Below are 13,232 nucleotides of genomic sequence, written 5' to 3'. Positions count from 1 at the left end.
TGGTGTGGGTCGTACACGTCGGGCATCGCTCCACCGTCTACGACACCTGAGCACTCCTGACACCGGGGCAGAGTATCCAGCGCCGATCCAGCACGGGATCAATGAAGAGGCAGGGCCGCAACAGCCTGCACCGCAGACGATGCAGGCGCCAGGCCGCCCGGAGTGAGAGGGGAGACCGTGGCGCAGGAAGGCGACGTGCGGTTTCGTGTCGTCGAAACGCTCGCCGGCATCGTGCCCCAGCGTCGTGACGGTGTCTGCTGACATGTGACTCCTGCGGTGCGGGGCTGAGGTCCACGCAGGAGCCCGGACCGTGCGGCTGCTACGCGGCCAGCGACTTGAGTCGGGACGCCGCCTCCTCCAGCACGCTTGTCCGCTTGCAGAACGCGAAGCGGACGAAGGGTGCGCCCTGGTCGCGGTGGTCGTAGAACACGGCGTTCGGGATGGCCACCACCCCGGCGCGTTCGGGCAGCGCGCGGCAGAACGCGAAGCCGTCGGTCTCGCCGAGGGGGCGGATGTCCGTGGTGACGAAGTACGTGCCCGCGGGACGGTAGACCGCGAAGCCGGCCGCGGTCAGTCCCGCCGAGAGCAGGTCCCGCTTGGCCCGCATGTCCGCGAGGAACGCGGAGAAGTACGTGTCCGGCAGGCGCAGCGCCTCGGCGACCGCGTACTGGAAGGGGCCGGAGGCGACGTACGTCAGGTACTGCTTCGCCGACCGCACCGCCGTGACCAGCGCGGGGGCCGCCGTCACCCAGCCGACCTTCCAGCCGGTGAAGGAGAAGGTCTTTCCGGCGGAGGAGATGGTGACCGTCCGCTCGCGCATGCCCGGCAGTGTCGCCAGCGGCACGTGCTCGGCGTCGTCGAACACCAGGTGCTCGTACACCTCGTCCGTGACGACCAGCAGGTCCCGCTCCACCGCCAGTTCGGCGATCGCGGTCAGCTCCGCACGGGTGAGGACGGTGCCGGTCGGGTTGTGCGGGGTGTTGATCAGCAGCAGCCGGGTGCGGTCGGTGACGGCGGCGCGCAGCTCGTCCAGGTCCAGGCGGAAGCGGGCGTGCTCCGGGTCCGGCCGCAGCGTCACCGGCACCCGCGTGCCGCCCGCCATGGCGATGCAGGCCGCGTAGGAGTCGTAATAGGGCTCCAGGGCGACGACCTCGTCCCCGGGCTCCAGCAGCGCGAGCAGTGAGGCGGCGACGGCCTCCGTGGCGCCGGCGGTGACCAGCACCTCCGTGTCGGGGTCGAACGTCAGCCCGTAGCGGCGCCGCTGGTGCTCGACGATCGCCGTCCGCAGTTCGGGGACGCCCGGCCCCGGCGGGTACTGGTTGCCGCGCCCGTCCCGCAGCGCCCGTACCGCCGCCTCCCGCACCTCCTCGGGGCCGTCCGTGTCCGGGAAGCCCTGCCCGAGGTTGATCGCCCCGGTCGCCACCGCCAGGGCGGACATCTCGGCGAAGATCGTCGTCCCGAACTCGGTGAGACGGCGGTTGAGGAAGGGACGTGCGGTGGAGGTCATGCCGGTCATCCTGCGCCGAAGCTCTGGAGTTCCTCAAGTGCGCTTTGGCCCGCGCGGCGGATGGGAATCCCCCGTGCACGCGACGCTCACACGCCGCGCGAGGCGCCCACGGGGGGCCGCTTCGGGGGATTCGAAAGGAGGGTGACGCCATGCTCCTGGGCCTCATCCTGGCGGCGGCCGTCATCGTGCTCGTCGCGTCTTTGATCGCACACGCCCGCACGGGCGGCTCGTCCCGCCGGCGCGGCGCGGGCGCACGCCGCACGGGCGGCCGGGGCGGCCACAGCAGCGGCTGGTGGGCCGGCGGGGGCGGCGCCGGCTCGTCCTGCGGCTCGTCCTCGGGCAGCTCCTGCGGCAGCAGCTCCTCCTGCGGCTCGTCGTCGGGCAGCTCCTGCGGAGGCGGCTCGTCCTGCGGCGGAGGCGGCGGATGCGGCGGAGGCAGCTGACACGGGGCAGCTGAGCTCCCTGGGGGGAGCCGTATCCGGACCGCGAGGGTCCGCTCCTGACCGGGGCGTCCCTCGCGGTCGCACCATGTCCGGCCTCACCGGGCCTTGCGCCGCCTCGGGGGTCGCGCGCAGGCGCGCGCGGTGGTGCGCGAGGGCCGCATGGCGTACGCCGTGGTTGAACAGTTGAGCTGTGGAGCCCCCTAGGGGATGGAAACCCCACTAAGTTGGGTAAAAACGCTGTGGCGGCGCCACCGTTCATGATTCCCTCTAATCCACCAACGCAGCCCCTCGGACCCCGACGGACGTCCCGCGCGGACGTCCTTCCCAGGAAACGGGCCGACCGGGCGACCTCCCGGTGTCTGCCGGGGCGTGCCGGACCTTCCCTCTTCTTTGCGTTCTAGCGGAGCCGAGTCATGCTCACGACCCTGCACACGTCCTACACCGACACGCGCGCGGCCGACCTCGCCTGGGCCCTGGGGCGCGAACCGCTGCCCGCCCTGGCCACCCTCGACCTCGAACTGTCCGGGGCTCAGGTCCAGTTGCGACTCCTCGGCGCCTCGCACCAGGTGCTGCTCGAGGAGGAGCAGGGCAGTTGCTCGGAGACGGTGGCCTGCCTCCCCGGCAGCAGCACCCCGCTCCCGCTCGGCGTGGCCAAGCGGGTGGGCGACTGGGAGTACGAATTCGCCGCACACGTAGAAGAGTTGACGTCCAGTCAGTTCGCCGTGCGCGCGCAGGAACTGCTGGCCCTCGTCTCCGGGCACCCGCACGGTCTGGCCGGCGTCTTCCCCGGCAGCCCGCACGCCTTCACCGCGCTGGTCGCCCAACGGCGCGAGGGGGCTGTCCATTGGCGCACCTGGCACGCGTACCCGCAGGACGGGCAGTTGGTGGCGACGCGCACGAGGGTGGGTGTGCGCGTGCCGGCGCTCGCCGACGGCCCGTCCGCCGACGGCGACTTCCTGCCGAGGGCGGCTCAAACGCGGGGCGCGTGACCTACGCCGGGTTCCACACGTGTGGGTGACGAAGCGTGCCGCACTCGTGACGTAACGTCGCAGTCGTGATCGAGTCGCACGCACCAGCCCCGCCCGGCGCCCCGCCCCCCTGGCGCGGCCCCGCGCGGCTGCCCGTCCGGCAGGGCACCGGGCGGTTCCTGGTCCTCGTGTGCGTCTTCGTCTGCGCCGCCTGCGGGCTGGTGTACGAGCTCGAACTGGTCGCTCTCGCCTCGTACTTGATGGGCGACTCGGTCACCCAGGCCTCCGTCGTGCTGTCGGTGATGGTGTTCGCGATGGGCATCGGCTCCCTCGCCGCCAAACGGCTGCGCCGGCTCGCCGCCGCCGGATTCGCCGCGATCGAGGTGGTGCTCGCCCTGGTGGGCGGCTGCAGCGCCATGGCGTTGTACGCGGCGTTCGCCTGGACGGGTGACTGGGGCGGGCTGTGGGCCGACGGACCCCGGGTGCTGATCGTCGCGTTCTCCCTGGCCATCGGCCTGCTCATCGGGGCCGAGGTGCCGCTGCTGATGGAGCTGATCCAGCGCATCCGCCGTCAGGACGCGGGCGGCGCGGTCGCCGACCTCTTCGCCGCGGACTACGTCGGCGCGCTCGTCGGCGGACTGGCCTTCCCCTTCCTGCTGCTGCCGCTCCTCGGCCAGCTGACCAGCTCCCTGCTGACCGGCGCGGTCAACGTGGTCGCCGGGGGCGCCCTCGTCCTCGGCCTGTTCCGCCGCGACCTCACCCGCCGCGCCCGCTGGACCCTCGTCGCCGCCGGCATCGCCGTCCTCGGCGTCCTCGCCTCCGCCGCCGTCCTCGTCGACGACTTCGAACGGGCCGCGCGGCACGCGATGTACGGCGACCACGTCCGGGTGGCGCTGCGGACCGGCGTCCAGGAGGTCGTCCTCACCGGTGACGCCGACGGCGGCCCCGTCGGCCTCTACCTCGACGGCCGGCTCCGCGGCGGCGGCCCTGCCGCGCGCCGCTACCACCAGGCGCTGGTCCGCCCCGCGATGCGCGGCCCGCACGGCCGGGTGCTGCTCCTCGGCGGCGGCGACGGGCTGGCCGCCCGCGAGGTCCTCGCCCGTCCCGGCGTCGACCGTCTCGACGTCGTCGACCCCGACGCCCGGCTGCTCCGCCTCGCCCGCACCGACCCGGCGCTCTCCCGCCTCAACGAGCACGCCTTGGACGACCCGCGCGTCCACGTCACCGTCGCCGACGCCTTCGACCGCCTGCGGGAGATCCCCCCGGCCGCCTACGACGTGGTGATCGCCGACCTGCCCGATCCCGGCGAGACCGCCGGCGCCAAGCTGTACTCCCAGGAGTGTTACGGCCTCGTCCGCCGCGCCCTGCGCCCCGCGGGCCGGCTCGCCGTCCACGCCGGCCCGGTCGCCGCCCGCCCCCACGCCTTCTGGACCGTCGAGACCACACTGCGCGCGGCGGGCCTGCGCACGGCCGCCTACCGCACGGACGGCGACGGCGACTGGGGCTTCGTCCTGGCCGCGGAAGACCGCCCGCCCGAGCTCCGTCTCGACGCCGGCGAGCGGGAGCTGCGCCGCCGGACGGAGGGCTTGCGGGCCTCCACGCTGGTGCATCCGCGTTACTGACGGCGTCACTGACGGCTTTCCGCCAGGGGGCCAGTTCTGGCGGAGGGGAGGTGTGGTGGCGTGGGCCTGGGTAGGCTCCGCATCTATGGAGCAAGAGGTGTTCGTTCCGGTTCCGGCCGAGCGGCTGAGGGCGGCCCTCGCCGACCCCGAGCAGGTGGCCCGGGCCGTTCCCGGGCTCCAGCAGGACGCCGGCACCGAGCCCGTCGCGGGCCGGCTGAAGCTGCGCGTCGCCGGCCACACCATCACCTACCGGGGCGCCCTGAGCGTCACCGCGCGCGAGGACGACGGCTACGCCGTGGAGGGCGACGCGATCGAGGCCCGCGGGAGCGGCACGGTCAAGCTTGCGCTCACCGTGCGACTGCGGGAGTCGGAGGGCGGGACCACCCTCCTCTTCGAGGGCACGGCGTCCGCCGCGGGCCGGATCGCCGAACTCCCGGCGGACGCGGTCGACTCGGCCGTCGCACGGCTGCTGAACCGGTTCGCGGAGAACCTGGGGGAGGGGGCGGCGGAGGCCTCCGGGGGGAGCCCGGAGTCCGACGCGCCGGAGCCCGCCGAAGCAGCCCCCGCCTCGGAAACCCCCGCCGAAGGAACTCCCGCCGAAGAAGCCCCCTCGGGCCTCCCCACCGGCGCCGAACCCGAAGCCGGCGCCGGCACCGAACCCGCCGAAGACCTGGACGGCCCCCCCGCCGAAGCCGCGCACGCTCGCCGGACGATGATCGGGCGCAGTGCGGAGGAGGTCGACCACGCTCCGCCGCGCGGCCGCTACGCTCCCGTCCCCGCCCCGGAGACCATCGCCCGCAACGACGTCCTGCGCTGGGCCGCCCCCGCCGCCGCGTTCGCCGTCGCGTCGGCGATCGTCGTCGGCAGGGCGTTGCGCCGCCGTCGTTGAGCCCGCGCGCTCTTGATCGCCTGGGTAGGGTCGTCCCGTGAGCGACGAAGACATCACGCTGACCGCGGGCGACGCGGAGGCGACCGTGCGGCCCGGCAACGGCGGACGGGTCACGGGGCTGCGCGTCGGCGGCGTGGAGCTGCTGCGCCAGGGGGAGCGGTTCGGCTGCTTCCCGATGGTCCCGTGGTGCGGGCGCATCAGGGACGGCCGCTTCCGCGACGGCGGTGCCGTCCACCAGATGCCGCTGAACTCCCCGCCGCACGCCATCCACGGCACCGTCCGCGACGGCGTCTGGCGGGTGGCCCGCCGTTCCGCCGACGAGGCGGTCCTGACGTACGACCTGGTGGAGCCCTGGCCCTACCCCGGCCGCGTCACCCAGATCGTGGCGCTGACCGAGGACGCGCTGACGCTGTCCATGGCGGTGGAGACGTACGGCTCGTCCTTCCCGGCGCAGATCGGCTGGCACCCCTGGTTCAACCGCGACCTCGGCGGCGAGAGCGTGCGGATCGCCTTCGACCCCGCCTGGCAGGAGGAGCGCGGCGAAGACCACCTGCCCACCGGCGAGCGCGTCGAGCCGAAGCCCGGCCCCTGGGACGACTGCTTCGGCATGCCCGGCGGCGTGGACGTGACCCTCACCTGGCCGGGGCGGCTGGAGCTGAAGGTGACCAGCCCCGAGCAGTGGGTCGTCGTCTACGACGAGCAGGAGGCGGCCGTGTGCGTGGAACCGCAGACCGGACCGCCCGACGGCCTGAACTCCCGCCCGCGCCTGGTCACCCCCCTGGAGCCGCTGGAGACCACGACGACCTGGCGCTGGAACCGCCTCTGAGTTCCACCTCCGGGTCCGCCTCTAAGCTGTCCGGCATGACGGACACACGCGGCGCGCTGCTGCAGCAGATCAAGGACAAGGCCGTGGTGCACGGCAAGGTGACCCTGTCGTCGGGTCTCGAGGCCGATTACTACATCGACCTGCGCCGCATCACCCTCGACGGGGAGGCCGCCCCGCTGGTCGGGCAGGTGCTGCTCGACCTGACCGCCGACCTGGAGTTCGACGCCGTCGGCGGTCTGACCATGGGCGCGGACCCGGTGGCCGCCGCGATGCTGCACGCCGCCGCCGCGCGCGGCCGCTCGCTGGACGCCTTCGTCGTGCGCAAGGCGGCCAAGGCGCACGGGCTGCAGCGGCGCGTCGAGGGCCCGGAGATCCGGGGTCGCCGGGTGCTGGTCGTCGAGGACACCTCCACCACCGGCGGCTCGCCGCTCACCGCCGTCGAGGCCGTGCGCGAGGCGGGCGCCGAGGTCGTCGCCGTGGCGACCATCGTGGACCGGGCCACCGGCGCCGCGGAGAAGATCCAGGAGGGCGCGGGCGTGCCGTACCTGTACGCGTACGCCAAGGACGAGCTGGGCCTGGACTGACCGGCGGGCGGACACCCGCTCGATCATCGGGCCATGTCTGGAAAGATGGGGACGACGATGACGTCGCACCCCAGGTCTAGGTCAGGGCCGTAACAACGCAGATCGCCAACCCGCACACCCAAGGAGCGGACGAATGCCCATCGCAACCCCCGAGGTCTACAACGAGATGCTCGACCGGGCGAAGGCAGGCAAGTTCGCCTACCCGGCCATCAACGTCACCTCGACCCAGACCCTGCACGCGGCTCTGCGCGGCTTCGCGGAGGCGGAGAGCGACGGCATCATCCAGATCTCGACGGGCGGCGCCGAGTTCCTGGGCGGTCAGTACAGCAAGGACATGGTGACGGGCGCCGTCGCGCTCGCGGAGTTCGCGCACATCGTCGCCGAGAAGTACCCGGTGACGGTGGCCCTCCACACCGACCACTGCCCGAAGGACAAGCTCGACGGGTACGTGCGTCCGCTGCTCGCGATCTCCCAGAAGCGCGTCGAGGCGGGTCTCGGCCCGCTGTTCCAGTCGCACATGTGGGACGGCTCCGCCGAGACCCTCGCCGACAACCTGACCATCGCGCAGGAGCTGCTGGAGAAGGCCCGCGCCGCGCAGATCATCCTCGAGGTGGAGATCACGCCGACCGGCGGCGAGGAGGACGGCGTCTCCCACGAGATCAACGACTCCCTCTACACGACGGCCGAGGACGCGATCCGCACCGCCGAGGCGCTCGGCCTCGGTGAGAAGGGCCGCTACCTGCTGGCCGCGTCCTTCGGCAACGTCCACGGCGTGTACAAGCCGGGCAACGTCGTGCTCCGCCCGGACCTGCTGAAGGAGCTGAACGAGGGCGTCGCCGCCAAGTTCGGCAAGCCGGCCGGCTCGCAGCCGTTCGACTTCGTCTTCCACGGCGGATCGGGCTCCTCGGCGGAGGAGATCGCGACCGCGCTGGAGAACGGCGTGGTCAAGATGAACATCGACACCGACACGCAGTACGCCTTCACGCGTCCCGTGGCCGACCACATGTTCCGCAACTACGACGGCGTGCTGAAGGTCGACGGCGAGGTGGGCTCGAAGAAGACCTACGACCCGCGTACCTGGGGCAAGCTGGCCGAGGCGGGCATGGCGGCGCGTGTCGTCGAGGCGACGCAGCACCTGCGCTCGGCGGGCACGAAGATCAAGTAACCCCCTGAGGGTGAAGACGAGCAGTTCCTGACCGGCAAGCGGTTTCCGGCAGGTCGAGGGCCCGGCGCCCGTGTTCCCGCACGGCGCCGGGCCCTCGTGTGTCCGAAAGCCGCTCCCGTCGGTAATCCGGGAAGCGGGATGTCAGGGGCATGCTCTACTCTGCGGATCACCGCGCCCCGGTCCGGGGCGGCGGTTTCCGCGTTCCCGTCGGGAGCGCGAAGGACCAATGGGGGGTCTCTTCATCGTGCGTAAGCGCACTCTCTCGGCCGCGACGGCACTCGCGGTCCTCTTCAGCTCCGCGGCGCTGATCGTGGGCGGCGCGGGCTCGGCGGCGGCGGACAGCAGCAAGGTCCTGCCGCTCAGGTCCACGGGTGACGTCGTCATCGACGGCGTCCACAAGAAGGTCTTCATCAGCGACCCGTACATCGGCAAGGTCGTCGCCACCGACTACGAGGGCAGGGTGCTGGGCTCCGTCACCGGCCTGCCCGGTGTCACCGGCCTCGCGCTCTCCGCGGACTCGGGCCGCCTGTACGCCGCCGTCCCGGGCGCCGACGCGGTCGTGGCCCTGGACACCGCGGCGGTCACCGAGCAGGCCCGGTACGCGACCGGCGAGGGCACCGACCCGCGCTACGTCGCCCTCGCCGGCGGCAAGGTCTGGTTCGGCTACGGCGGCGACCACGACGGCGCGATCGGCTCGGTCGACGTGACCGGCGCCGAGCCCGTCGTCGCCCTGGACCAGGACGCCGACACCGAGTACTCGGGCGCCCCGCGCCTGGTCTCCTCGCCCGCGAACCCGAACGTCATCGCGGCCGCCAGCTCCTCCTACCACCGGTTCGCCGTCGCGACGTACGACGTGACGACGGGCACCGCGGCCCGCGCCGCGCTCAACACCACCGCCTGGTCCGGGATCACCAATGATCTCGCCTACACGCCGGACGGCAACCGTCTCATCACGGCGAACGCCGGCAACGTGCACCACGTCTTCCAGACGTCGGACCTCGCCGAGGTGGGCACCTACCCGAGCGACTACAGCGGAGCGGCCGTGGCCGTCGCCCCCGACGGCACCGTCGCGGTGGGCTCCGGCTCGGTGTACCGAGACGACGTCTTCGTTTACCGGCCCGGAGAGACGAAGTCCGTGCGCACGTACGACTTCCCGAACACCAGCAGCAGCAGCGGCGGGGACGCACTCGTCGACGGCGGTCTGGTCTGGGAGCCCGACGGCGGCCGGCTCTTCGCGGTGACGAACAACTACGACACCAACCCGCGCCTGCACGTCCTGGACGAGCCGACCAAGTCCGCGCCGAAGGTCACCGTCAAGGCGCCGGCGACGGCCCAGCGCGCCAAGGCGCTCACCGTCTCCGGCACGGTCGCCGCGACGCTGCCGCTGCCCGCCGGGACCCCGCTCACCGTGACCCGGTTCGACGTCGAGGCCCCCCAGGGCAAGGCGCTCGGGACGAAGAAGCTCGGCGCGGGCGGGGCGTTCTCGTTCACGGACACCCCGACGGCCTCCGGCAACGTCACCTACAAGGTCGCCTACGCCGGGGACGCCCAGCACTCGGCCGCCTCCGGGACCGCGCTGGTCAAGGTCGCCCACGCCAAGGCCGCGCTGACCCTGGACCGCAACGGCCTCACGGTCAACTACGCCACCACGGTGACGTACACGGCCACCCTCGGCCCGACCTACAAGAACCGTGTCGTGGAGATCTGGGCCGACCCGTGGGGCCCGGAGCCCAAGCGGCTGCTCAAGCGCGGCACCGTCAACGCCAAGGGCAAGCTGTCGGCGTCGATGTGGATGAGCCGTGACACCACCGTCACCGCGGTCTTCGCCGGCGACGCCCGCTACGGCTGGGCCCAGGCCGTGTCCGGCGTGCGCACCCGCGCCGGCGTGTCGACGAGCCTCTCGCGCCACTACAAGTGGACGAAGTTCGGCAACACCTGGTACCAGACCTACCACCAGACGGCCGACCCGCTCATCACCACCTGGCACAACCCCTACCCGGGCCGGCACACCCGTCTCGAGTTCCAGGTCTACGTCCAGGGCGCCTGGTACGCGGGCAGCGACCCCGAGTACTTCGGGCTGGGCAGGGACGGCAAGTCGCTCGTCACCCTCGACGGCGACGGTGCGGCCGGCTACCGCTTCCGCGTCCGCTCCGCCTACATCGACGGCTACAACGGCGACAACGTGAACTCCACGGTGTACGGGCCGTGGAAGTACTTCAACTTCACTCGCTGAGCTGTCGGCGGGTGACGTGAGCGGCGCGTGAGGTGTGCGCGGCGCGTGACGTGCGCGCGGTGCGCGGGCCGACGGTCCGCGCACCGTGGTCGAGCCCGGTGTCCCCCAGGGGGCGCCGGGCTCGACCGGTTTCCGGAGGTCCGCCGCGTCGGTGACAGACTGGAGGCCATGTCCATTCACGAGAACCTCCTCGGGGGCCCGCCCCCGACCCACCTCCCCGACGAGCCCGAGCCCCGCGAGCTCCTCGCCGACGGCACGCCTCCCGCCGACGTCGCCGCCCGGTACCCCACGTCCTCCCTGGCCTGGGCCCAGCTCGCGGACGACGCGTTCGAGCGGGGCAGCGTCGTCGAGTCGTACGCGTACGCCCGTACGGGGTACCACCGCGGCCTGGACAGCCTGCGCCGCAACGGCTGGAAGGGCCACGGCCCGGTGCCCTGGGAGCACGAGCCGAACCGCGGCTTCCTGCGCGCCCTGCACGCCCTCGCCCGCGCCGCGGGAGCGATCGGGGAGCAGGAGGAGTACGAGCGCTGCTCGCAGTTCCTGAAGGACTCCTCAGCGACGGCGGCCCAGACGCTGGGCTAGCGGGCGGCCGTACGGCAGCGGGCCCGTCCGGTGTGACCGGGCGGGTCTCGCGCTTCCGGGTGTGACCGGGCGGGTCTCGCGCTTCCGGGTGTGACCAGGCGGGCCTTGCGCTCCCGAGTGTGACCAGGCGGGCCTTGCACTTTCGGGTGACGATTGCGGAGGATGCCCGTGGGGACCGGGGCCCCCTGTCGAAAACGGCAGGGGCGGACCGCTACCCGGAGTACACAACAGGAGACAGCGATGTCCCAGGAGGCTCAAGGGGCTCTCGAGCCCGAGACCCCGAACCTCGACTTCGCAGGCACGACGCCGTACGAGGACTACGTCAAGGCGGACGTGCTCACCCACCTCCAGCACACCCTCTCCGACGACCCCGGAGAGATGGTCTTCCTGGTCACGACCCAGGTGATGGAGCTGTGGTTCACGGTGATCGTCCACGAGTGGGAGACGGCGTCGAACGCCCTGCGCTCCGACGACGTGCCGACGGCGATCGCCGCCCTGAAGCGCTCCGTACGGGAGCTGGAGGCGCTGAACGCGTCCTGGAAGCCGCTCGGGCAGCTCACCCCGGCCCAGTTCAACGCGTACCGCTCCGCCCTCGGCGAGGGATCCGGCTTCCAGTCGGCGATGTACCGGCGGATGGAGTTCCTGCTCGGCGACAAGTCCGCGTCCATGCTGGTCCCGCACCGCGGCGCGCCCCGCGTCCACGACGAGCTGGAGAAGGCCCTGCACGAGCCGAGCCTCTACGACGAGGTGCTGCGGCTGCTCGCGCGGCGCGGGCACGCGATCCCCGAGGCCGTGCTCACGCGTGACGTGTCGCTGCGGTACGAGCCGTCGCCGGAGGTGGAGGCGGCCTGGACCGCCCTGTACTCGGGTGACGAGAGCGACCAACTGGCCCGTCTGGGCGAGGCGTTGACCGATGTCGCCGAACTGGTGTGGCGCTGGCGCAACGATCATCTCGTCGCCACCCGGCGCGCGATGGGCGCGAAGACCGGCACGGGCGGCTCGGCCGGTGTGGCCTGGCTGGAGAAGCGCGCCCGCAAGAACGTCTTCCCGGAGCTGTGGACGGCGAGGTCCCATGTCTGAGCTCGCCTCCAAGGCAACGAAGTCGGACGCCGACGACCAACTGGCCTCCAAGCGGTCTCAGTTCCTGCTCGACGGGGACGTGTACCTGGACGGCAACTCGCTCGGCGCGCTGCCCGCGTCCGTGCCCGGCCGGCTGGAGGACGTCGTCCGCCGTGAGTGGGGCGAACTGCGCATCCGCTCATGGGAGGAGAGCGGCTGGTGGACGGCGCCCGAGCGGATCGGCGACCGCATCGCCCCGCTGGTGGGCGCGGCGGCCGGCCAGATCGTCGTGGGCGACTCGACAAGTGTCAACGTCTTCAAGGCACTTGTGGGGGCGGTGCGTATCGCGACGGCGGAGCGTGGAGCGGGGCGTGACGAGATCCTCGTCGACGCGACCACCTTTCCCACGGACGGCTACATAGCGGAGTCGGCGGCCCGGATGACCGGCTGCCGGTTGCGCCCCCTCGCCCCGGCCGACGTCCCGGCGGCCCTGTCGCACCGCACGGCGGCGGTGCTGCTGAACCACGTCGACTACCGCACCGGGCGGCTGCACGATCTGCCGTCGCTCACCGCCGCCGTGCACGCGGTGGGCGCGATCGCCGTCTGGGACCTGTGCCACAGCGCGGGCGCGCTGCCGGTGGGCCTCGACGAGCACGGCGTGGACCTCGCGGTCGGCTGTACCTACAAGTACCTGAACGGCGGCCCGGGTTCACCGGCGTACCTGTACGTCCGGCGGGACCTCCAGGACCGCTTCGACTCCCCGCTCCCCGGCTGGAACTCGCACGCCGAGCCCTTCGGCATGCGCCCCGCCTACGAGCCGGCCCCGGGGGCGCTGCGGGGGCGTGTCGGCACCCCCGACATCCTCTCCATGCTGGCGCTCGAAGCGGCCCTGGAGGTGTGGGAGGGCGTCTCGATCGACACTGTCAGGACCAAGTCCCTCGCTCTGACGGACTTCTTCCTGGAGTGCGTGACGGAGTACGTCCCCGAGGGCCGCGTGGAGTCACTGACCCCGGTGCGTCACGAGGAACGCGGCAGTCAGGTGGCCCTGCGCTGCGAGGACGCCGCGACCGTCATGAAGCACCTCATCGCCCGAGGCGTGGTGGGCGACTTCCGCGCCCCCGACATCCTCCGCTTCGGCTTCACCCCGCTGTACGTCACCTACTCGGACGTGGAAAGGGCCGCCCGCGCACTGGCGGAGACCCTGGCTCCCTGAGGCGCAGGCGACAACGTCCACGAGTCGCGGGCAGCGGTGACACTCGCGGCGCCCGGCTGCCCGCTTTCCGCCCCATGACTGCGGGCGGCCATGCCGCGGGGTGCGGTTGCCTGCTTTCCGCTCCGTGGCGGCGGGCGGTCA

General features: G+C 72.5%; 12 protein-coding genes. 11 read left to right on the top strand and 1 reads right to left on the bottom strand.

All coding sequences use genetic code 11. The annotated features are described in order from the left end of the window. Window positions 1-319: 319 nt before the first annotated feature. Window positions 320-1,516, bottom strand: coding sequence for a pyridoxal phosphate-dependent aminotransferase (locus ACIRS4_RS18375; protein ID WP_404196618.1), 1,197 nt, complete (start codon window positions 1,514-1,516; stop codon window positions 320-322). A gap of 140 nt (window positions 1,517-1,656) precedes the next feature. On the opposite strand from ACIRS4_RS18375, the gene ACIRS4_RS18370 reads away from it, so the two are divergent. From ACIRS4_RS18370 to kynU, 11 genes are all read left to right on the top strand, one after another. Further along, the gene (locus ACIRS4_RS18370; protein WP_404196615.1) at window positions 1,657-1,950 is read left to right on the top strand and encodes a hypothetical protein; all 294 of its coding nucleotides are present in this window, start codon (window positions 1,657-1,659) and stop codon (window positions 1,948-1,950) included. Between the two features lie 413 nt (window positions 1,951-2,363). Further along, complete coding sequence (locus tag ACIRS4_RS18365) at window positions 2,364-2,939, top strand: DUF2617 family protein (RefSeq protein WP_404196612.1); 576 nt, start codon at window positions 2,364-2,366, stop codon at window positions 2,937-2,939. Window positions 2,940-3,004: 65 nt separating this feature from the next. Then, window positions 3,005-4,540, top strand: coding sequence for a polyamine aminopropyltransferase (locus ACIRS4_RS18360; RefSeq protein WP_404196609.1), 1,536 nt, complete (start codon window positions 3,005-3,007; stop codon window positions 4,538-4,540). Window positions 4,541-4,625: 85 nt separating this feature from the next. Next, window positions 4,626-5,429 carry an SRPBCC domain-containing protein gene (locus ACIRS4_RS18355; RefSeq protein ID WP_404196607.1) on the top strand — a complete coding sequence of 268 codons (804 nt, stop codon included), beginning with the start codon at window positions 4,626-4,628 and terminating at the stop codon, window positions 5,427-5,429. 37 nt (window positions 5,430-5,466) lie between these two features. Next, the gene (locus tag ACIRS4_RS18350) at window positions 5,467-6,255 is read left to right on the top strand and encodes an aldose 1-epimerase (protein WP_404196604.1); all 789 of its coding nucleotides are present in this window, start codon (window positions 5,467-5,469) and stop codon (window positions 6,253-6,255) included. Between the two features lie 35 nt (window positions 6,256-6,290). Next, the gene (gene pyrE, locus ACIRS4_RS18345) at window positions 6,291-6,839 is read left to right on the top strand and encodes an orotate phosphoribosyltransferase (protein WP_404196601.1); all 549 of its coding nucleotides are present in this window, start codon (window positions 6,291-6,293) and stop codon (window positions 6,837-6,839) included. Between the two features lie 133 nt (window positions 6,840-6,972). Continuing rightward, on the top strand, window positions 6,973-8,004 hold the full coding sequence (gene fbaA / locus ACIRS4_RS18340) for a class II fructose-bisphosphate aldolase (protein ID WP_404196599.1): 1,032 nt from the start codon (window positions 6,973-6,975) through the stop codon (window positions 8,002-8,004). Between the two features lie 244 nt (window positions 8,005-8,248). Next, complete coding sequence (locus ACIRS4_RS18335; RefSeq protein WP_404196596.1) at window positions 8,249-10,237, top strand: Ig-like domain repeat protein; 1,989 nt, start codon at window positions 8,249-8,251, stop codon at window positions 10,235-10,237. Between the two features lie 168 nt (window positions 10,238-10,405). Next, complete coding sequence (locus ACIRS4_RS18330) at window positions 10,406-10,819, top strand: DUF3151 domain-containing protein (protein ID WP_404196591.1); 414 nt, start codon at window positions 10,406-10,408, stop codon at window positions 10,817-10,819. A 240-nt stretch (window positions 10,820-11,059) separates the two neighbouring features. Continuing rightward, the gene (locus ACIRS4_RS18325; protein ID WP_404196588.1) at window positions 11,060-11,899 is read left to right on the top strand and encodes a tryptophan 2,3-dioxygenase family protein; all 840 of its coding nucleotides are present in this window, start codon (window positions 11,060-11,062) and stop codon (window positions 11,897-11,899) included. After that, window positions 11,892-13,091 carry a kynureninase gene (kynU, locus tag ACIRS4_RS18320; RefSeq protein ID WP_404196586.1) on the top strand — a complete coding sequence of 400 codons (1,200 nt, stop codon included), beginning with the start codon at window positions 11,892-11,894 and terminating at the stop codon, window positions 13,089-13,091. The genes ACIRS4_RS18325 and kynU overlap by 8 nt, the downstream gene beginning before the upstream one ends. Window positions 13,092-13,232 lie beyond the last annotated feature (141 nt).

Origin of the sequence: Streptomyces sp. NPDC101166 (assembly GCF_044768125.1) — a bacterium.
Lineage (GTDB): Bacteria > Actinomycetota > Actinomycetes > Streptomycetales > Streptomycetaceae > Streptomyces.
The sequence above is the reverse complement of the archived record's forward strand: the minus strand, read 5'-3'. Positions and strand labels throughout refer to the sequence as shown.

Coding starts and splice junctions, on each gene's coding strand:
- ACIRS4_RS18375 (WP_404196618.1), bottom strand. CDS start 1,516: ATGACCGGCATGACCTCCACCGCACGTCCCTTCCTCAACCGCCGTCTC.
- ACIRS4_RS18370 (WP_404196615.1), top strand. CDS start 1,657: ATGCTCCTGGGCCTCATCCTGGCGGCGGCCGTCATCGTGCTCGTCGCG.
- ACIRS4_RS18365 (WP_404196612.1), top strand. CDS start 2,364: ATGCTCACGACCCTGCACACGTCCTACACCGACACGCGCGCGGCCGAC.
- ACIRS4_RS18355 (WP_404196607.1), top strand. CDS start 4,626: ATGGAGCAAGAGGTGTTCGTTCCGGTTCCGGCCGAGCGGCTGAGGGCG.
- pyrE (WP_404196601.1), top strand. CDS start 6,291: ATGACGGACACACGCGGCGCGCTGCTGCAGCAGATCAAGGACAAGGCC.
- fbaA (WP_404196599.1), top strand. CDS start 6,973: ATGCCCATCGCAACCCCCGAGGTCTACAACGAGATGCTCGACCGGGCG.
- ACIRS4_RS18330 (WP_404196591.1), top strand. CDS start 10,406: ATGTCCATTCACGAGAACCTCCTCGGGGGCCCGCCCCCGACCCACCTC.
- ACIRS4_RS18325 (WP_404196588.1), top strand. CDS start 11,060: ATGTCCCAGGAGGCTCAAGGGGCTCTCGAGCCCGAGACCCCGAACCTC.
- kynU (WP_404196586.1), top strand. CDS start 11,892: ATGTCTGAGCTCGCCTCCAAGGCAACGAAGTCGGACGCCGACGACCAA.